Source organism: Yinghuangia seranimata (assembly GCF_029953285.1).
In the GTDB taxonomy this organism is placed as follows: Bacteria; Actinomycetota; Actinomycetes; order Streptomycetales; family Streptomycetaceae; genus Yinghuangia; species Yinghuangia seranimata.
In genome coordinates, this window is sequence record NZ_JASAOI010000007.1 from 96,520 (window position 1) to 116,374 (window position 19,855).

The 19,855-nt window shown below is 74.3% G+C and carries 14 protein-coding genes and 2 pseudogenes; 3 read left to right on the top strand and 13 right to left on the bottom strand.

Annotation, left to right across the window (positions count from 1 at the left end; translation table 11 throughout):
- Positions 1–43 precede the first annotated feature (43 nt).
- From QI554_RS04795 to QI554_RS04830, 8 genes are all read right to left on the bottom strand, one after another.
- Positions 44–901 carry a universal stress protein gene (locus QI554_RS04795; RefSeq protein ID WP_281466177.1) on the bottom strand — a complete coding sequence of 286 codons (858 nt, stop codon included), beginning with the start codon at positions 899–901 and terminating at the stop codon, positions 44–46.
- A 47-nt stretch (positions 902–948) separates the two neighbouring features.
- Positions 949–3,663 carry a bifunctional acetate--CoA ligase family protein/GNAT family N-acetyltransferase gene (locus tag QI554_RS04800; RefSeq protein WP_281466179.1) on the bottom strand — a complete coding sequence of 905 codons (2,715 nt, stop codon included), beginning with the start codon at positions 3,661–3,663 and terminating at the stop codon, positions 949–951.
- Positions 3,664–3,861: 198 nt separating this feature from the next.
- Positions 3,862–4,176, bottom strand: a complete 315-nt coding sequence (locus QI554_RS04805; RefSeq protein WP_281466180.1) for an SHOCT domain-containing protein — start codon at positions 4,174–4,176, stop codon at positions 3,862–3,864.
- Positions 4,177–4,294: 118 nt separating this feature from the next.
- Positions 4,295–5,677 carry a glutamate decarboxylase gene (gene gad / locus QI554_RS04810; protein ID WP_281466182.1) on the bottom strand — a complete coding sequence of 461 codons (1,383 nt, stop codon included), beginning with the start codon at positions 5,675–5,677 and terminating at the stop codon, positions 4,295–4,297.
- A gap of 12 nt (positions 5,678–5,689) precedes the next feature.
- Positions 5,690–6,562, bottom strand: a complete 873-nt coding sequence (narI, locus tag QI554_RS04815) for a respiratory nitrate reductase subunit gamma (protein WP_343230759.1) — start codon at positions 6,560–6,562, stop codon at positions 5,690–5,692.
- A complete protein-coding gene (narJ, locus tag QI554_RS04820) occupies positions 6,559–7,200 on the bottom strand; it encodes a nitrate reductase molybdenum cofactor assembly chaperone (RefSeq protein ID WP_281466184.1) in 642 nt (213 codons plus the stop codon). The genes narI and narJ overlap by 4 nt, the downstream gene beginning before the upstream one ends.
- A complete protein-coding gene (gene narH, locus QI554_RS04825) occupies positions 7,197–8,885 on the bottom strand; it encodes a nitrate reductase subunit beta (RefSeq protein WP_281466186.1) in 1,689 nt (562 codons plus the stop codon). The genes narJ and narH overlap by 4 nt, the downstream gene beginning before the upstream one ends.
- Positions 8,885–12,655 carry a nitrate reductase subunit alpha gene (locus QI554_RS04830; protein WP_281466188.1) on the bottom strand — a complete coding sequence of 1,257 codons (3,771 nt, stop codon included), beginning with the start codon at positions 12,653–12,655 and terminating at the stop codon, positions 8,885–8,887. Before QI554_RS04830 ends, narH begins: the two co-directional genes overlap by 1 nt.
- Before the next feature lie 345 nt (positions 12,656–13,000).
- Here QI554_RS04830 and QI554_RS04835 point away from each other — a divergent pair, with 345 nt between their 5' ends.
- Complete coding sequence (locus QI554_RS04835) at positions 13,001–14,188, top strand: MFS transporter (RefSeq protein WP_281466431.1); 1,188 nt, start codon at positions 13,001–13,003, stop codon at positions 14,186–14,188.
- Between the two features lie 181 nt (positions 14,189–14,369).
- Entirely contained in the window at positions 14,370–15,233 is an 864-nt protein-coding gene (locus QI554_RS04840) for a universal stress protein (RefSeq protein ID WP_281466190.1), read from the top strand.
- Between the two features lie 16 nt (positions 15,234–15,249).
- Here the strand turns inward: QI554_RS04840 and QI554_RS04845 are convergent, their stop codons facing one another.
- From QI554_RS04845 to QI554_RS04860, 4 genes and pseudogenes are all read right to left on the bottom strand, one after another.
- On the bottom strand, positions 15,250–15,897 hold the full coding sequence (locus tag QI554_RS04845) for a response regulator (RefSeq protein WP_281466192.1): 648 nt from the start codon (positions 15,895–15,897) through the stop codon (positions 15,250–15,252).
- Positions 15,885–16,976, bottom strand: a complete 1,092-nt coding sequence (locus QI554_RS04850) for a sensor histidine kinase (protein WP_281466194.1) — start codon at positions 16,974–16,976, stop codon at positions 15,885–15,887. The genes QI554_RS04845 and QI554_RS04850 overlap by 13 nt, the downstream gene beginning before the upstream one ends.
- A 172-nt stretch (positions 16,977–17,148) precedes the next feature.
- Complete coding sequence (locus QI554_RS04855; RefSeq protein ID WP_281466196.1) at positions 17,149–17,901, bottom strand: sigma 54 modulation/S30EA ribosomal C-terminal domain-containing protein; 753 nt, start codon at positions 17,899–17,901, stop codon at positions 17,149–17,151.
- 195 nt (positions 17,902–18,096) lie between these two features.
- Positions 18,097–18,384 (bottom strand): annotated as a pseudogene (locus tag QI554_RS04860) (chlorophyllase); the annotation flags it as partial.
- Between QI554_RS04860 and QI554_RS04865 the strand changes: the two are divergent.
- Positions 18,380–18,493, top strand: a pseudogene (locus QI554_RS04865) (TetR family transcriptional regulator); the annotation flags it as partial. The pseudogenes QI554_RS04860 and QI554_RS04865 sit on opposite strands and share 5 nt — an antisense overlap.
- 15 nt (positions 18,494–18,508) lie before the next feature.
- On the opposite strand, the gene QI554_RS04870 reads toward QI554_RS04865, so the two are convergent.
- Entirely contained in the window at positions 18,509–19,651 is a 1,143-nt protein-coding gene (locus tag QI554_RS04870) for a site-2 protease family protein (RefSeq protein WP_281466198.1), read from the bottom strand.
- Positions 19,652–19,855: the final 204 nt, after the last annotated feature.

Consider the following 19,855-nt stretch of genomic DNA (forward strand, 5'->3'; position numbering starts at 1 on the left):
CTCCTGTGTGCGGTCAGGTCGTCGAAGGGTTCGGGGGCGGTGGTCAGAAGGGCACGACCGCGATGGCGCCGTGGGCGTGCAGCAGCGTCGCGTGGGCGGCGGTGCCCAGGTGCAGGCCCAGCGAGGTGCCGGAGGTGCGGCGGCCGACGACGGTGAGCGCGGCGTGCGCGGACGCTTCGACGAGGGCTGCGGCGGCGGTGTCGTGGGTGACGGTGCGCAGCACGGGCACCTGAGGGTACTTCTCGGCCCATCCGGCGGTGGCCTCGGCGAGTTCGCGGGTGACGGTGTCCTCGATGGCGGCCTCGTCGAGCACGGGTCCGCCTTCGAGGAGCGAGCCGGTCCTGGTCCAGCTGTGGACGACGCGCAGCCGGGCGCCGGGGCGGGCGGCGGCGGCCTCGAACGCGAAGCGCACGACGGTCTCGGCGGTGTCGCGCAGGTCCATGCCGAGGACGACGTCGCGGGGCTGGTCCTCGCCCGCGCGCTCCTCGCGCACCACGACGACCGGGCACCGCGCGACGGCGGCGGTGGTCAGGCTGGACGAGCCGAGCAGCAGGCTGCGGAACCCGCCGCGGCCGCGCGAGCCGACGACGAGCATCGCGGCGGTCTCGCTCTCGGCGGCGAGCGCCGCGCCGACCACGTCGGTGGCGTCGACGGTGGTGACGTCGACGGCGGGCGTCATCGCGCGGGCGGTGATCTCCGCGTGCTGGAGGAGGTTGCGTGCCTCGGCGTCGGCGATCAGGCGTCCGCCGGGGATGGGCAGCGGCAGGTGGCAGTGCACGATGCGCAGCGCGAGGCCGCGCGCGCCGGCCTCCTGGGCGGCCCAGCGCAGGGCCGTGTCGGCGTGCGCGGATCCGTCGACGCCGACGGTGATGTGCGGTCGACCGGCCGTCTGGCTCGTCATGGTGGGTGCTCCTCGGAAGTCGTCGGGGGCGTGCCTGGCGGACGGCGTCAGCGCACGCGGGGCAGGTAGGGGTCGCGGGGGTGGCGCGGCGCGACGCGGATGCGGGCGTCGACGACGGTCACGCCGTCCGGTGTGGCGATGGCGGGGTTGAGGTCGAGTTCGGCGATCTGCGGCAGGTCGTCGGCGAGGCGTGAGACGCGGTGCAGCAGGTCCTCGACGGCGGCGGTGTCGCACGGGGGCTGGCCGCGGTGGCCGTACAGGAGCCGGGCGGCCCGCGAGGAGGCGACGAGGTCCTTGGCGTCCAGGTCGGTCAGCGGGGTGAGCCGGGCGCCGTGGTCGTCGAGGATGTCGACGCGGGTGCCGCCGAGGCCGAACAGCAGCAGCGGGCCGAGGACTTCGTCCTGGTCGACGCCGACGATCAGCTCGACGCCGGGGGCGGCCATGGGCTGCACGATGGCGCCGGCCATGCGGCCGCCGAGCCGCTTGGCCAGGTCCTCGTACGCGGCGCGCACCGCCGCGTCGCCGGACAGGTCGAGGTGGACGCCGCCGACGTCGGTCTTGTGCGGCAGTTCGGGGCCGTACGCCTTGAGCGCCACGGTCCCGGTCGGCGCGGTCGGCGCGAGGGCCCGCGCGGCGCGCACGGCCTCGTCGGCGTCGGAGGCGACCCGCGAGTGCGCCTGCGGGACGCCGTAGGCGTCGAGGACGGCCGTGCACCGGTCCGGCGGGAGCCATCCGCCGCCGGGGTGCTCGGCGAGGTAGGTGTCGACCGCGTCGCGGGCGCGCTCGGGGTCGACGCGGTCGAGCCGGGGCACGGCGCCGCGGGGCCGGGTGAGCCAGCGGGCGCGGTCGCGGGCGTGCGCGAGGGCGACGGCGGCGGTGCGGGTGTCGGAGAACACCGGGAGGGTGCCGTGCCAGGCGGGCAGCAGGTCGACGGCTTCGGGGCGTTCGGGGGCGACGACGGCGATGGGGATGCCGCGCACCGCCGAGCCGCGCAGCAGGTCGGCGAGCGGGTCGCCGAGCGCGGTGGGCGCGAGGACGAGCAGCACGGCGCCGACGTGCCCGGTCGCCGCGATCAGGTCGATCGCGCGGCGCAGCGCCTCGCCGGAGACGGTGGCGGTGGTGTCGACGGGGTTGGCGCAGTGTGCGCCGGCGGGCAGCAGCTCGCCGAGGCCGCGCTCGAGTTCGGCGCCCAGATACGGGACGGTCAGCCCGGCGTCGGCGCAGGCGTCGGCGGCGAGCACGCCGAGGCCGCCGGCGTTGCCGAGCACGGCGACCGCGTCGCCGGTGGGCAGCGGTTGGGCGTACATCAGCGCGGTGGCCGCGACGAGGTCGCCGAGCGAGTCGGCGGCGGTGACGCCGGCCTGCCGGAACAGCGCGGCGCGGGCAAGCGTCGGGGTGACGGCGGCGGCGGTGTGCGAGGCGGCGGCGCGGCGGGCGGGGGCGGAGCGTCCGGCGTCGACGGTGAGCACCGGGATCTGCCGGCCGGTGCGCCGCGCGATGCGGGAGAACTTGCGGGGGTTGCCGAAGGACTCCAAGTGCAGCACGGCGAGTTCGGTGCGCGGGTCGGTCTCGAACCACTGGAGCATGTCGTTGCCGCTGACGTCGTACTTGTCGCCGAGCGAGGCGAAGGTGGACACGCCGATGCCGAGCCGGTCGAGCTGGCGCAGCAGGGCGATGCCCACGCCGCCGGACTGCACGGCGACGCCGGCGTGGCCGCTGCGGGGGCGTACGCCGGTGAAGTTGGCGTGCAGCGGCGCACGGCCGCCGGTGTCGGCGATGCCGACGCCGTTGGGGCCGACCATGCGCATGCCGTGCCGGTGGCAGGTGGCGCGCACGCGGGCGGCCTGGTCGGCGTCCAGCCCGGCGGTCACGACGACGAGGGCGGCGACGCCCGCCTGCCCGCACTCCTCGGCCAGGTCGGGGACGGCGTGCGCCGGGACGGCGACCAGGACGGTGTCGGGCAGCCGCGGCAGGTCCGCCACGTGCCGGTAGGCCGGCATGTCGGCGATCCGGTCCGCCTCTGGGTGGAGCACGTACAGGTCGCCGGCGCCCCAGCCGGCGTCGACGAGGTTGGCGAGCAGCGCGCGGCCCACCGAGTCGGGGCGGCGTCCGGCCCCGGCGACCGCGACGGTGGTCGGCCGGAAGAGCGGCAGCAGGCTCGCGGTGTCGGCCTGCCGCTCGCGGATGCCCATCGCGGTCAGGAACTCCTCGCGGCCCGGGTCGTCGGCGGTCAGGTCGAGCGGGATGACGGCGGTGACGACGCCGGCCGCCATGCGGCGGTGCAGCGGCAGGCCCATGTCCTGCAGGACGCGCAGCATGGGCCGGTTGTCGGCGAGCACGTCGGCGGTCCAGCGGCGTACGCCCTGGTCGCGGGCGAGTTCGACGAGGTGTTCCAGGAGCAGCGTGCCGATGCCGCGGTGGTGCCAGTCCTCCGCGACGGCCACAGCGAGCTCGGCCTCGCCGGGCCCGGTCGGGTAGAACTCGGCGGCGCCGACGACGCTGTCGCCGTGCCAGGCCAGCAGCGCGCCGCCGTCGGGGGCGTGCAGTCCGCAGACACGGCGGGCGGTCTCCTCGGCCGCCCGGCGCGAGCCGCCGAAGAACCGCATGTGCAGGCTCTCGGCGGACAGGCCGTCGAACAGCGCGCGGACCGCGGGCTCGTCGGCGGGCGTCGGCGGCGTCAGGCGCACCATGCGTCCGTCGGCCGCGAGGGCGTGGCGGACGTCCGACGGCGCTGTGCCGGCACCCGGGCTCGTGCTGGTCATGGCGGGGCGGTCCTTCCTGCGTGCGGGCACGGGACGCCGGGCGGCGGGCCCGGTGGCCGGCCTCGTGGTCCGCCGGCTTCCTGCTTCGACCCTCCCGCCGACGGCCACCTGCGGGTCAGGGCCGTTCGGCCCGGCCGACCGGGCCGAGGTGCTCGGGACCGGCCTCGTGGAGGCCGGTCCGGCACGCACCGCGGCGTGCTACTCGCGGTGCCGGGAGCGCAGCTGTTCCACCGCCTCGCGGTACTCCTCGGTCGACAGCTCACCGCGGGCGTACCGCATCGCCAGGACCTCTTCGGGTGTGACGGGCCCTTGGCCCGCCTCCGGCCCGGGGATGCGCGGGCGGTCGGCCCGGGTGGTCAGCCACCACACCAGGAGCGCGATCAGGGCGATGCCGAGGATCATCATCACCGGCCCGAACACCCACATCCACGCGGTGTCGTCGTCGCCCATGTGCCCGCCCCGATGCACGAACGCGACCGTCGAGCCTGCGGCCGCGACCACTGTGGCGCCCATGTCCGCCACCTCCTCCGGGATCCCTCTACGCCCAGGCTGCGCGCGCGCAGGACGGAGCGACAGGGCCGAAGTACCCGTCACCTCGCGGGCACGCCGGCGTGCCCGCGAGGTGTTTGGGTCAGTGGTGGAAAGCGGAGCGGTCCGCGTCGTGGGGGTGGCCGTCGGTGAGGCGCTTGATGGCGCGGCGCATGTCGTCGGCCAGGAGTTCGATCTCGTCGCGGTCGACGCCGTGGCGGACGAGGACGCGCTGGATGACGGTCTCCTGGCGGTCGGGCGGCAGCGGGTAGGAGGGCACCTGCCAGCCGCGCATCCGGAGCAGGTCGGACAGGTCGTACAGGCTCCACGAGACGGAGTCGGGGTCCGTGAGCGTGTACGAGACGGCCGGCAGCGCTCCCGATCCGTCGTACAGCAGGGTGAAGGGGCCCATCTCGGCGATCTGCCCGGCGAGGTGCTGCGCCGTGCGCGCGCACGCCTGGTAGACCGCGCGGTACCCCTCCCGGCCCAGGCGCAGGAACAGGTAGTACTGGGCGATGACCTGGCCGCCGGGGCGGGAGAAGTTCAGGGCGAGGGTGGGCATGTCGCCGCCGAGGTAGCTGACGTGGAAGACCAGCTCCTCGGGCAGGGCGGCGGCGTCGCGCCACAGCGCCCAGCCGACGCCGAGCGGGGCCATGCCGTACTTGTGGCCCGAGGAGTTGATGGAGGAGACGCGCGGCACCCGGAAGTCCCACTTCAGGTCGGGGTGCAGGAACGGCGCGATGAACCCGCCGGACGCCGCGTCCACGTGCACGGGGACGTCGAGGCCGGTGTCGGCCTGGATCCGGTCGAGCTCGGCGGCGATCTCGGCGACGGGCTCGTAGGTGCAGGTGTATGTGACGCCGAGGATGGCCACGACGCCGATCGTGTTCTCGTCGACGTAGTCGCGCAGCTGGTGCGGCAGGAGGCCGGTCGCCCCGGCCTCCACCGGGACCTGGCGCAGTTCGACGTCGAAGTAGCGGGCGAACTTCTCCCAGCACACCTGGACGGGTCCGCACACGAGGTTCGGCCGGTCGGTCGCCTTGCCCTCCGCCTCGCGCCGCTTGCGCCACCGCCACTTGAGCGCGAGGCCGCAGAGCATGGCGGCCTCGCTGGAACCGGTCGTGGAGCAGCCCACGGCGGTGCCGCCGCCGGCCGGCGAGTGCCACAGGTCGGCGAGCATGTTGACGCACCGCGACTCGATCTCCGCGGTCTGCGGGTACTCGTCCTTGTCGACGATGTTCTTGTCGAGGCAGAGGTCCAACAGGTGGCGCACTTCGTCGTCCGCCCAGGTGGTGCAGAAGGTGGCGAGGTTCTGCGCGGCGTTGCCGTCCAGCAGGAGCTCATTGCGCAGCACCTGGTAGACGATGTTGGGGGGCGTCGGGAGTTCGGGGAGGGCCCGTTTGGACAAGGCCCTCTCGCTCAGGGGCGACGCGAACACGTCGTTGGCGGCGTCGGCGGTGAGATCCGTGGCCTTGTGCAGCGCCATGGGGAGCACCTCTCATATCGCGTTGCTTGCATCTCCTCGTTCCACCCTGAGGCCGTTGGACGCACTCGGCGACTCGGCCGGTCCAGGCGAGGGCGCGGCCCGCCTGGTCCGCTCGGGGGCGTGCGGCGGGCCGGCGGGGGCGTGCTGCGCGGTGCCGGTGGCCCACTGGCTGCGGCGGGCCGCGGGCGTCCGGCTGCGGCTGTGTCGCCGGGACCGGTAGACGATGTAGGGCCGGAAGAGGTAGCCGACCGGGGCCGTGAACGCGTGAACGAGGCGGGTGAAGGGCCAGGCCGCGAACAGCAGCATGGCGACGAGGGCGTGCACGCGGAAGGCGGCCGGGGCGGCGGTCATGGCGTCGACGTCGGGGCGCAGCGTGAGGACCGAGCGGAACCACACGGAGACGGTCTCGCGGTAGTTGTGCTGCTCGCCGACCGCGCCCGAGCCCACGAGGGTGGTGGTGAGGCCGGCGGCGATCGCCGCGACGAGCATCGCGTACATGGCCTTGTCGTTGCGGGTGGTCGCGCTGAACACGGGTCCGGTGGCGCGCCTCCGGTACACGAGGATGGCGAGGCCCGCGACGGTGGCGACGCCCGCGACGCCGCCGAGCACCACGGCCTGGGCGTGGTAGGCGGATTCGGACAGGCCCGCGCGGGTCGTCCACTCCTCGGGGACCAGGAGGCCGATGACGTGCCCGAAGGCGACGACGAGGATGCCGAAGTGGAACAGCGGGCTGCCGATGCGCAGCAGCCGTGACTCGTACAGCTCGGAAGAGCGGGTGGTCCAGCCGAAGCGGTCGTAGCGGTAGCGCCATATGGTGCCGCCGACCAGGACGGCGACGACGACGTAGGGCAGGACCGCCCACAGCAGCAGGTCGAGGCCGGTCACCGGCGCACGCTCCCCTCGGTGGCGACGGCGTAGGCGTCGAGTCCGACGGTCTCGGCGGGCGGGCCGCTGCGGGCCAGCTGCCGGGCGGCGTCGCGGTCGCGCGGGGAGGGGCCGGGGAGCAGGGTGCAGACCGCCTCGACGACGGCGTGGTACGGGGATTCGGCGTCGACGAGCGCGAGCCGGAGCAGTTCGAGGCCCGCGCGGTGCTCCTGGAGGAGGGCGAGCCCGTCCGCGAGGTCGGCGGTGGCCGCGTACTCCAGCACCAGCGGCAGGTAGTCGGGCAGCTCGCCGTGGTCGGGGTCGAGGCCCGCCCGGCGGTAGCGGGCCTTGAGACCGGCCAGCGCCGCGCCGCGGCGGCGGGTGTCCCCGTCGGTCCACCAGGTCAGGTAGAGGCAGCAGCGGCGGCGCCGGTCGAAGGTGGCGACATACGCCTCGGCCAGCGCGCCCGGCGGCACCGAACCTGCGTGGTCGAGGAATCCTGCGAGCGCGTCGCGGGCGCGGCCCGGCGGCAGCTCGGCGACGGCTGCGGCGACCACCGGGAGCGTGCCGTGCATGCGCTCGTCGGGGTAGTCAAGCAGCACGGATGCCGCCTGGCACACGACCGCCGCCCGGCGCTCGGGGATGTCGGGGGTCGTCACGGCTGCTCCTGGGTGTGCGGGGGCGGGAAGAGGCCGGCGGGGCGGCCCCTGCCGTCCCAGTTGAGGAGGTTCACGCGCGCGCCGGGACCGGCGGTGTCGGCGGGCGCGTCCGCGGTCTGGCGGTCCTTGAGCGCGTGGAACGTCTCGACCGACACCGGGACGGGGCGGCCGGACGCCTCGCCGAACGGGCCTCCGTACGCGCCGGGCCCGCCGTCGAAGTCGAGCCCGCACGCCGCCTCCGGGACCGGCCCGTCGGTCTCGTGGGCGGTGGGCACGACGTAGCGGTCGTGGTACTTGGCGATCGCGAGCAGCCGGTACAGCTCGGTGACCTCGGCGCCGGTCATGCCGGCCGCCTGGGCGATCGTCTCGTCTGCGGGGTCGCCGAGGTTGACGCGCCGCATGTACGAGCGCATCGCGGACAGCCGGCGCAGCACGGCCCGCACCGGCTCGGGGTCGCCCGCCGAGAAGAGTTCGGCGAGGTAGGCGACCGGGATGCGGAGCGCATCAACGGCGCCGAACAGGTTGTCGACGTCCTCGCCGTCGTGGCCGGACTCGGCGACCGCGTCGACCACCGGGGACAGCGGCGGGATGTACCAGACCATCGGCAGCGTGCGGAACTCCGGATGCAGGGGCAGGGCGACGCGATGGCGCTTGGCCAGCGCGTACACCGGCGACCTGCGGGCGGCGGCGAGCCAGTCCTCCGGGATGCCGTCGCGCCGCGCCGCGTCCTGGACGCGGGGGTCGTCCGGGTCGAGGAGCAGGTCCAACTGGGCCTCGTACAGGTCGTGCTCGTTCTCGACCGCGGCGGCCTCGCCGACCCGGTCGGCGTCGTACAGCACGAGCCCGAGGTAGCGCAGCCGGCCGACGCACGTCTCCGAGCAGACCGTGGGCAGCCCGACCTCGACGCGCGGGTAGCAGAAGTGGCACTTTTCGGCTTTGCCGGTCTTGTGGTTGAAGTAGATCTTCTTGTACGGGCAGGCGGTCACGCACATGCGCCAGCCGCGGCAGCGGTCCTGGTCGACGAGCACGATGCCGTCCTCGCTGCGCTTGTACAGCGACCCGGACGGGCACGAGGCGACGCACGAGGGGTTGAGGCAGTGCTCGCAGATGCGCGGCAGGTAGAACATGTACGCCTGTTCGAAGGCGAAGCGGACGGACTCCTCCGCCTTCTGCCGCATGCGTTCGACGACGGGGTCCTGGTCGCAGACCTCGGCGCCGCCGCCGAGGTTGTCGTCCCAGTTGGCGCTCCACTGGATGCTGAGCGGCTCGCCGGTGAGCAGGGAGGTCGGCCGGGCGACGGGGAAGTCGTCGCCCAGCGGGGCCGAGGTGAGGTTGTCGTAGTCGTAGGTCCACGGCTCGTAGTAGTCGCGGATGTTCGGCATGACGGGGTTCGCGAACAGGGTGAGCAGGCGGCGCAGCCGGCCGCCGGAGCGGGGTTTGAGGCGGCCGCCGCGGGTCCGCGTCCAGCCGCCGCGCCAGGTCTCCTGGTCCTGGTAGCGGCGCGGGTAGCCCTGGCCGGGGCGGGTCTCGACGTTGTTGAACCAGGCGTACTCGACGCCGCCGCGGTTGGTCCACACCTGCTTGCAGGTGACCGAACAGGTGTGGCAGCCGATGCACTTGTCGAGGTTCATCACCATCGCGAGCTGCGCCATGACGCGCCCCGGGGCGCGGTCGGGTCGGGTCATCAGTAGGTCACCTCCTGGGCGCGGCGGCGGATCACGGTGACCTCGTCGCGCTGGTTGCCGGTCGGGCCGAGGTAGTTGAAGGCGAAGGACAGCTGCGCGTAGCCGCCGATGAGGTGCGTGGGCTTGACCAGCACGCGGGTGAGGGAGTTGTGGATGCCGCCGCGCCTGCCGCCCTTCTCGGTCAGCGGCACGTTGACGAGCCGTTCCTGGGCGTGGTGGACGTAGACGGTGCCGTGCGGCATGCGGTGGGAGACGACGGCGCGCAGCACCATCACGCCATTGCGGTTGACGGCCTCGACCCAGTCGTTGTCGCGTACGCCGATCGCGGCGGCGTCCGCCGGGCTCATCCACACGGTCGGGCCTCCGCGCGACAGCGTCTGCATGATCAGGTTGTCCTGGTACTCGGAGTGGATCGACCACTTCGAGTGCGGGGTGAGGAAGCGCACGGTCACCTGGGCGGTGCCGTCGGGGCCGATGCGCGGTTCGCCGAACAGCCGGTTCATGTCCAGCGGCGGCCGGTAGACGGGCAGGGCCTCGCCGAAGTCGCGGACCCAGTCGTGGTCGAGCAGGAAGTGCATGCGGCCGGTGAGGGTGTGCCAGGGCTTGAGGTCCTCGACGTTGGTGGTGAACGGCGCGTAGCGGCGTCCGCCGGTCTCGCTGCCGGACCACTCGGGGCTGGTCAGCACGGGGACGGGGCCGGACTTGGTGTCCGCGAAGGTGATGCGCCGCTCGGCGCTGCCCTCGGCGAGGTGTGTGAGGGGCCGACCGACCCGCTCCTCCAGCACGCGGAACCCCTGGACGGCGAGGCGGCCGTTGGTGGTCGCCGACAGGGCGAGGATCGCCTCGGCCATCTTCGCGTCGGTGTCGAGCGCGGGACGCCCGGCGCCCGCGCCTGCGGACATCACGCCGTTGCGGTGGGCGAGATCGGCTACTTCCTCGTCGGGCCGCAGGACCAGGCCCTTGATCGGCAGGCCGAGCTCCTCGGTGAGCGGGCCGAGCGAGGCGAGCTTGTCGGCGACGGCTCCGTAGTCGCGTTCGACGACGGTGAGGACCGGCAGGGTGCGCCCGGGAGTGGCAGGGACGTCGCCGGCGCGCCAGTCGTGCACGGTCCCGTACGGCTGGGCGGTCTCCGCGGGCGTGTCGTGCTGGAGGGCGGTGGCCACGATGTCGTGCCGGACGCCGAGGTGCTCGCGGGCCAGGTCGCTGAAGCGGCGGGCGATGCCGTGGAAAGCGTCGAAGTCCGAACGGGCCTCCCACGGCGGGTCGATCGCGGGCGTGAACGCGTGCACGTACGGGTGCATGTCCGTCGACGACAGGTCGTGCTTCTCGTACCAGGTGGCGGCGGGCAGGACAACGTCGGCCAGCAGCGTGGAGCTGGTCATCCGGAAGTCCAGGGCGAGCAGCAGGTCCAGCTTGCCCTCGGGCGCCTCGTCCCGCCACACGACGTCGCGCGGGCGCAGCTCCGGCGGGGTCTCCGAGGCGCGCAGGTTCGCGTGCGTGCCGAGCAGGTGCTTGAGGAAGTACTCGTTGCCCTTGGCCGAGGAGCCGAACAGGTTGGCCCGCCACAGCGTCAGGCAGCGCGGCCAGTTCGCGGGCGCGTCGGGGTCCTCGCAGGCCCAGCCGAGCTCGCCCGCGGCGAGCTTGCGGGCGACGGCGTCGGCGGGCGCGCCGCCCTCGGCGGCGAGTTCGGCGGTGATCTCGTCGGCGAGGTCGAGCGGGTTGCGGTCGAAGGTGGGGTACGACGGCATCCAGCCCAGCCGCGCGGACAACGCGAGCGTGTCGGCGGTGTGCATGCCGCGCAGCTCGCCGCGGGCGAGTGGCGACTCGAGCGCGTCGGCGCGGAATCCGTCGTAGCGCCACTGGTCGGTGTGCGTGTACCAGTACGCGGTCCCGATCGCCTGGCGCGGCGGGCGCGCCCAGTCGGTGGCCATCGCCATGGTCTGCCAGCCGGTGACGGGGCGGCACTTCTCCTGGCCGACGTAGTGCGCCCAGCCGCCGCCGTTGCGGCCCATGCTGCCGGTGAGCATGAGCAGCGCCAGGATCGCCCGATAGGTGGTGTCGCCGTGGAACCACTGGCAGATCCCGGCTCCCATGACGATCATCGTGCGGCCGTTGGACCGTTCGGAGCTGCGGGCCATCTCGCGGGCGACGCGCACCACGGTCGCGGCGGGCACCGAGGTGAGCGGCTCCTGCCACGCCGGCGTGCACGGGGAGTCGGGGTCGTCGTAGCCGGTGGGCCAGTCGCCGGGCAGGCCGTCGCGTCGCACCCCGTACTGGGCGAGCATCAGGTCGAACACCGTGGTGACGCGGCGGCCGGCGATCCGGCGCACGGGCACGCCGCGGCGCAGGACTCCCCCGCGCTCCGCGCCCGGCGTCCCGCTGTCCTCGCCGCCTTTGCCGTCGTTGCCGTCGTTTCCGTCGGTGGGGGCGGCGGTGTCGAAGCGCGGCAGCAGGACCTCGGCGGTCTCGGCGTCCGCCTCCCACAGCGTCAGCCGCGGGTCGGTGTCGCCCAGGTCGAGGTTCCAGCGGCCCTTGCCGGACTCGCTCCAGCGGTCCCCCATCGTGCCGTTGGGCACCGCGGGCGCGTCCGTGGCGGCGTCCAGCAGGACGGTCTTCCAGGCCGCCTCGTCGGACGTGTCGCCCAGGTCGGAGGCGCGCAGGAAGCGGCCGGGCACGAGCGCGCCGTCCTGCTCGTCGAGGGTGACCAGGAACGGCAGGTCGGTGTACTTCGCGACGTAGTCGGCGAAGAACGGCACCTGCCGGTCGACGAAGCACTCCTTGAGGACCACGTGCCCCATGGCCATCGCGAGCGCGCCGTCGGTGCCGGGCTGTGCGGGGAGCCAGGTGTCGGCGAACTTGGTGTTGTCGGCGTAGTCGGGTGACACGACGACGACCTTCTGGCCGCGGTAGCGGGCCTCGGCCATCCAGTGCGCGTCGGGCGTGCGGGTCACGGGGACGTTCGAGCCCCACATGAGCAGGTAGGCGGCGTTCCACCAGTCTCCGGACTCGGGGACGTCGGTCTGGTCGCCGAACACCTGGGGGGACGCCACGGGCAGGTCGGCGTACCAGTCGTAGAACGAGGTCATGCAGCCGCCGACCAGTTCGATGAACCGCGAGCCGACCGCGTGCGAGACCATCGACATCGCCGGGATCGGCGAGAAGCCCGCGATCCGGTCCGGGCCCCAGGTCTTCGCGGTGTGCACGTGCGCGGCGGCGACGATCTCCTCGGCCTCGTCCCAACTCGCCCGGACGTGCCCGCCCTTGCCGCGCGCCCGCTGGTAGCGGCGGCGGCGCTCCGGGTCGTTCTGAATGTCCGCCCACGCCAGCACCGGGTCGCCGAGCCGGGCCTTGGCCTCGCGGTACATGTCGAGGAGGACGCCGCGGATGTACGGGTAGCGCACCCGGGTCGGCGAGTACGTGTACCAGGAGAACGCAGCGCCGCGCGGACAGCCGCGCGGCTCGTACTCCGGGGAGTCCGGCCCCACCGACGGGTAGTCGGTGGCCTGCGTCTCCCACGTGATGACGCCGTCCTTGACGAACACGTTCCACGAGCACGAGCCGGTGCAGTTCACGCCGTGCGTGGACCGCACGACCTTGTCGTGGCTCCAGCGGTCGCGGTAGAAGGCGTCGCCCTCGCGGCCGCCCTCGTGGAAGACGGCGCGCAGGTCGGCCGACGCGCGGCCGCGGGAGAAGAACCGGCCCGCCCGCAACAGCGCGTCGGCCGCGGTGCCGGGCCGGCCGGCGGGGTTGGTCGTCTCGTCGTCCGTCACCTGTCACCTCTGCACGCGCGTCACGGGGGCCGGGTGGCCCGGGGGTGGGACGCGTGGCCGCCGACCTGGGCTGCGGCGTTCGCGTCGGGTCGATGCTCGCGGGCGCGGCGGGACGCGGACAGGGTCGAACGGCCCTGGGGAACGGGCTGATCGGTGCTTCTGACGGATCGGGCGCGGCGTCCAGCATGAGGCGTCATCGGGATCCGGCAGCTCCTCCGTGTCGACCCGAGCGGGAGCCGCCGCCGTTGGTCCGGGTCGGCCCCTGCGTCCGAACTCCCGCCCGGAAAGGGGACGTCCGTGAAGCCGCAAGCAGCCGCTTCCGCTTCGTCGCGCACCGCCCACAGCATGCTCGCCCTGGCCACGGCCGGCTTCACGGTCGGCTTCTGGGCCTGGGCGCTGCTCGCACCACTGGGCCCGGCTCTGCGCAAGGACCTGGGCCTGACCTCGTTCCAACAGGCGCTGCTGGTCGCGGTGCCCGTGGTCGTCGGCTCGCTCGCCCGCGTGCCGGTCGGCGCGCTGACCGACCGCGTCGGGGCCCGGCGGATGTTCCCGCTGGTCGCCGGGCTGACCATCGCTCCGGTGCTCTACCTCGGGCATGTCGCCGACTCCCTGCCGGAGTTCCTCGTCGGCGGGTTTCTGCTCGGGTTGGGCGGCACGACGTTCGCGGTGGGGGTGCCTCTGATCAACGCGTGGTACCCGGCCGAGCGGCGCGGCACCGCGCTCGGCGTGTTCGGCATCGGGATGGGCGGCAGCGCCGTCTCCGCCTTCACCACGGTCCGGATGTCCGACGCGATGGGCCGCGCCTTCCCGTTCGACGTGGTCGCCGCGGTCCTGGCCGTGTACGCGGTGGCGGCGGCCCTGCTGCTGCGCGACAACCCCGGGCGTGCCGTGCCGCAGGGGTCGTGGGTCGGGCGTGCGCTCGCGGTCGCGCGGATGCGGGCCACGTGGCCGCTCGCGCTGCTGTACGCCGTGGTGTTCGGAGGCTTCGTCGCGTTCAGCGTGTACCTGCCCACCTACCTGACCAACGCCTACGACCTCGGCAAGTCGGACGCGTCCATGCGCACCGCGGGCTTCGTCGTGCTCGCCGTGGCGATGCGCCCCGTCGGCGGCTGGCTGTCGGACCGGTGGCGGCCCGAGAGCGTGCTGACCGCGTGCACGGCCGCGGTCACGCTGCTGGCGGCAGTCGCGGCGGCGCGGCCCGGGCTCGTGCCGCTGGGCACCGCGGTGTTCCTGGGCATGGCCGCGGCACTGGGGGCCGGCTCGGGCGCGACGTTCGCGCTCGTGGCGCGGCGCGTGCCGGCCGAGCAGGTCGGCGCGGTGACCGGGATCGTGGGCGCCGCGGGCGGCATGGGGGGCTTCTTCCCGCCGCTGGTCATGGGGGCGATCTACGGGGCCGACGGCACGTACATGTGGGGGTTCCTGCTGCTGTCCGCCACGGCGTTGGCCACCACGGTGTTCACCGCGACCGTCGTGCGCGGAGGAGGCCGTGACCGTGTGCCCGCCGTCGCGACCGGCCGCCCGCGCGAGGTGTGAGCGGATCGGCGCGGGAGCGGCGGGTGAGGCCGAACGGCCGCCGCCGTGCGCCCGTTCGGGTGGGAACGCGAAGGGGTCGGGCGAATCCGCGCCCGGCCGGGTAGTGGCGGGTTCGGGCCGTTCGGCCCTGCCGCCGTCGGCCGCAGCGCGATGCGCTGGAGGACGAGCCAAGGAGGAGACCATGTCCGCACCGGCACCGTCGGCGATCCTGGTCGGCTACGACGGCTCCCTCGACGCCCAACGGGCGTTGGCGTGGGCGGCGCAGCACGCGGCGCGCTCGGGCCGGGAGCTGCGGCTGCTCTCGGCCGTGCCGCACGCGCTGCTCGGCCGGCACCGCGAGGAACTGCACCAGGCGGTCCACACGATCCTGGACGGCGCGTCGGCGCGCGTGCGCGAGCAGCACCCCGGGCTGGCCGTGCAGACGCTCATGGCCGAGACGTCCCCCGCTGAGGCCCTGCTCGACCACGCCCACGACACGGCCATGCTGGTCGTGGGCCGGCGCGGGCACGGCGCGGTCGCCGACGCGCTGCTCGGCTCGGTCTCGCACCGGGTCGCCGCGCACGCCCCGTGCCCCGTGGTGGTCGTGCCGCCGGGCGGCCCGGTGTCGCCGTCCGCGACCGTCGTGGTGGGCGTGGCCGAGGCGTCGGACGCGCCGGTGCTGGACTTCGCCGTGACGTACGCGGCGGAGAGCGGCGGGGACGTCCTGGCGGTGCACGCGTGGTCGCTCCCGGTCTCCGGCTTCGCGCCCGAGCTCGCGATGCCGCTGTTGACCGACGCCCGCGAGATGCTGGCCGCCCGCGACGCGGTGCTGGGCAACGCGGTCGACGCCGCCCGCGGGCGGTTCCCCGGCGCGCGTATCGAGCCCTCGACCGTGGAGGGTCCCACCGGGCGGGTGCTGGCCGACGCGTCCGCGGAGGCCGCGATGCTGGTGGTCGGCGCGCACCGGCACCGCGGCCCGTTCCCGCTGCGGGTCGGCCCGACCGCGCACTACGTGCTGCGCCACGCGACGTGCCCGGTCACGGTGGTGCCCGTTCCCGGGCGGTGACGCCGCCTTCGGTGCGTCAGCGCGGCGTCGCGTCCAGATAGGTCAGGACGGCGAGCACCCGGCGGTGGCCGGAGTCGCCCGCGGCCAGGCCCAGCTTGGCGAAGATGTTGCCGATGTGCTTGTGCACGGCGTTGTCCGACACCACCAGGCGCCCGGCGATGGTGGAGTTGTCGAGGCCCTCGGCCATCAGGCCGAGGACCTGCCGCTCGCGCGCGGTCAGCGTCGTCAGGGGGTCGTCCCGGCGGCGGACGACCTGCGCGATGACCTCGGCGTCGAGCGCCATGCCGCCCGCCGCGACCTTGTGCAGGGCGTCGATGAATTCGGTGACCCGGCCCACCCGGTCCTTCAGCAGGTAGCCGACGCCCTGGTGGCCGGTGGACAGCAGCTCGGTCGCGTACGCCTGTTCGATGTACTGCGACAGGACCAGGATCGGGAAGTCCGTCCGCTTCCGGCGTATGGCGATCGCCGCTTGGAGGCCCTCGTCGCGGAAGGACGGCGGCAGGCGCACGTCCACGATGGCCGCCTGCGGCTCGTGCTCCTCCACCGCCGCGAGCAGGCCGTCGGCCGTCTCGGCGACGTGGGCGACCTCGAATCCGTGCTTGGCGAGGATGAGCTGCAGGCCCTCGGCGAGCAGCACGTTGTCTTCTGCGATCACGAGGCGCACGGCAGCTCCACGGTGATGACGCTCGGGCCGCCGGCCGGGCTGTCGACGGTCATCTCGCCGTCGAGCGCCATCGCGCGGCGGCGTATGCCGGCCAGGCCGGTGCCGCGGTCCTCGTCGGCGCCGCCCTCCCCGTCGTCGGTGACGCGGATCCGCAGGCGGTCGGCCTCGCGTTCGACGGTGACGGTCGCGGAGGAAGCGCCGCTGTGCTTGGCCGCGTTCGTCAGCGACTCGACGACCGTGAAGTAGGCGGCGGTCTCGACCGCGACGGGTACGGCGCCCAGTTCGCCCATGTCGAGCCGGGCGGGCACGCCCGACCGCGCGACGACGGCGCTCAACGCCCCGGACAGTCCGCGGTCGGCGAGGATCGGCGGGTAGATCGTGCGCACCACGTCGCGGAGTTCGGACAGCGCGGCCTCGGCGCTGGCGTGCGCGTTCTCGATGAGGTTCTCGGCGGCGTCCGGCTCGTCGCGGACCGCCTGCCGCGCCAGGGCGAGCTGCATCGTCATCGCGACGAGGCGGCCCTGGGCGCCGTCGTGCAGGTCGCGTTCGATCCGGCGCAGCTCCGCGCCGTGCGCGTCGACGACGTCGGCCCGGGTCTGCGTCAGCGTCTCCACGCGCGCCGTCATCCGCTCCTTCTGCGACGGTTCGAGGACGCGGGACTGCAGGCGGGCGAGCGGCGGCAGCACGTAGTAGGCGGCGGCGCCGAGGACGACGGCCTGGAGACCGCCGAGGAACACCGCGTCGGCCCAGCCGTCGATCGCCACGTCGACCCACAGATGCGGGCCGTTGTCGGCCGGGAACGCCCACCACAGGGTCATTCCGATCAGGCCTTCGACGAGGTTGCCGAGGACGAGGAGTGCCAGCAGGCCCGCGGGAACGCCCGTCAGCGCGTTGAGCGCCAGCATGCGCCGCGTGGTCGGCGACGCGTCGATCTCCGCGCCGAGCCACCGCCGCGCGGCCGACCGCCGCCGGTTCGCCCAGCCGGTCACCGGGTGGGGCAGGAGGAACAGACCGCCGAGTGCGGCGAACAGGTTGCCGATCAGGTAGGCGCCGGCGCGCAGCGCTTTCGTTCCGTGCATGACGATCAGTATGCGAATGTGATCGCCGCTGTGGGAGTACAGCTGGCTGTACCCCTGGGCTCGGGGTCCGACGTGGGCGTGCCCCGGCAGGGGGCGGCACGGGCGAACGCAGCCATGGTTACCGTGCCGTCCCCTCCCGGGGCACGCGTGCTGTCGCGTCGGGCTGCTGTGCCTAGGCCAGGCCGCCGGCGGGCCTGAGGAGCCCGTAGTGGCCGTCGAAGCGGCGGTAGAGGACGCGGCCGAAGCCGGTGTCCGGGTCCGCGTAGAACAGGTGCGGCAGACGGGCCTTCTCCAGCCGGTCCACGGCCTGTTCGTCGGTGAGTCGGTTCGCCGCGCCGGGCTGCAGCGTCCACGGGATGCCGCGGTTGTCCTTCGGCGGGCCGGCGGCGACGGTGCGGGCCACGCGGTAGCCGGTGGGGCCTACGCGGTAGACGACGGCCTCGGTCTCGGTGTCGGGGTCGACGAAGAGGTGGATGTCGTAGTCCATCGCGTCCATGGTCTGGGCCGCGGCGTCCGGCGAACACCACACCAGGGTGGGCGTCTTCACCCGCGCGATACGGGCCTGGCCCGGCGGCAGCGTCGCCGACGCGGCCGGCGCGGCGGCGGCCGAGGTCCACGGCCACGGCCGGGGACGCCACGGGCCGGTCACGTCGGCGATCCGCTGGCGCAGGGCGTCCGCCGCCCGCTCCGCCGCGGCGCCGACACCCGCCGCCGAACACTGCACGCGCACGCGGCGCCCGTCGACCTCGGCGCCGATCTGCACGAGCCCCGCCCGGGTGGGGTCGCTCGCGCCGGTGAGCCGGACCCGCACGTTCTCCACGAGCGCGTCCGCGCTGAGCGCCACCGAGGCCACCCTCGTCCGCGCGCCCGCGGCGAAGCCCTGTGCCATTCCGGTGACAGCGACCGTGATGTTCTTGACCGACACTGCACGCCTCTCATGCCGTCCGCGGCCACGTCGTGCCCGCTTCGTCGCGAGCTTCGACCCTACGATCGCCTGACGATAGGGCCATAGGGCCCTACTCCGACATCCCTGCACCAAAGCGGCCCCTGGCCGCGCCGATTTCGGGCCGGTCGCCGCACGCTGTCGGGGCGCCTCGACACCGCGAACCCGGGCCTCGGGCTACTTGCTCCGCAGCCGCCCCAGGGGGTCGGATTCCCCCTCCAGCGCGGCGGCGGCCGCCTTCCAGGCGGTGTCGTCGCGGTCGAGGGCGCTGCGCAGGTAGGCCGTGGTGAGCCGCTGGAGCAGGGCGACCCGGGCGGGGTTCTCGTCGGTCGTCTCGGCGACCTCGTACCCGGCGATCCCGCCGAGGGAGTGCTCGGCGCCGAACAGCGTGAGCAGGGTCTTGCCCGCGGAGCTGTGGACGTAGGGGTCGGTGAACCAGTCCGGCCCACGGGTGGACAGCTGGGAGCTCATGCGCGGCATCGGGAACCTCTGCATCGGCGCCGACAGCGACCCCCGCTACGACGCCCGCCCCCTGGTCGCGCTCCTCGTCGCGGGACTCGGCCGACCGAGCTGACCTCCGCGGCCGTGCTCAACTCCCGCGGCGCCGGGGGTCGGTCGTCGTCAGCCACGTGACCATGCGCGTGACGTCCGACCCGGACAGCACGCCGAGGAGCCGGCCCTCGTCGATCACCAGCACCCGGTGCTCGGGCCCCGGTTCGAGCCGGGGCAGCAGGTCCCGCAGCGGCTCGTCGGGGCCGACCACGGCGACCTGCGCGAGGGGCAGCATGACCGCTCCCACGGTCACCGCGCCGCGCCGGTACTCGGGCACGTGCTGCGCGGCGTGCAGCGTCAGCAGGCCGAGCGGGGCGCCGGCCTGGTCGGTCACCGGGTATGCGGAGTGCCGGTAGCGGTAGGCGTCGCCGAGGAGGAACTCGGCGACGGTGGCCGAGTCCGGCACGGTCACGGGCTCGCGCGTCATGGCGTTGCGCACGGGGATCTGGCCGAGCGTCGCCCGCACCTCCGCCTGGCGGGCCTCCATCGTCGCCGCCGCGACCAGGAACCAGCCGATCGCCGCCAGCCACAGCCCGCTGAACGTGGTGCCGCGGATGAAGAGGAACAGGCCGAGGGCCACCAGCAGCCACCCGAAGGCACGACCCGCCGTCGCGGCACCGGTGGTCGCGCGCAGCCGGTCTCCGGTACGCCACCACAGCAGCGCGCGCAGGAGCCGGCCGCCGTCCAACGGCGCGGCGGGAATCGCGTTGAACACCGCCAGCGCGACGTTGATGACCGCGAGCCAGACCAGCGCGTCGACGGCCAGGCCCGCTCCGGAAGCCGTGTCCGCCGTCCACGCGCCCAGGGCGAACACCCCGCCCAGCAGGAGGCTCACCAACGGCCCGACCCCGGCGATCCGCAGCTCCGCGCCCGGGGTCGCCGCCTCGCCCCTGAGCCGTGCGACGCCGCCGAGCAGCCACAGGACGATGTCGTCGACGTCGACCCCGTTCCGCCGCGCCACCACGGCGTGCGCCAGCTCGTGCGCGAGCAGGCAACCGAAGAACACGGCGGCCGTCAGCAGGCCCACCGTCCAGTAGGCCTCCGTCGAGTGCCCGGGATGCGCGTCCGGCAGCCGGCTGCGCGCCAACCCGATCGCGATCACCCCGAAAATGACCGCGACGCTCCAGTGCACCCCGACCCGCACCCCGAGGATCCGCCCGAGCCGGAACGTGGCCCGCACCGTCCACTCCCAACCTCACACGCGGCACCCACCCGGCACCGCACCACCGCGACGACGAGGCCTGTCGGACCTCACGCCGCCGCCGTCCTGCACCTTCGATGAAACCTCGCCCAGCCCGCCGAGGCCAGTCCCGAACGGCGCCCCCACCCCCCACCTCGGCATACGCCCGCCCGCTCCCCGACGCTCAGCACCGCCTACGTGCCG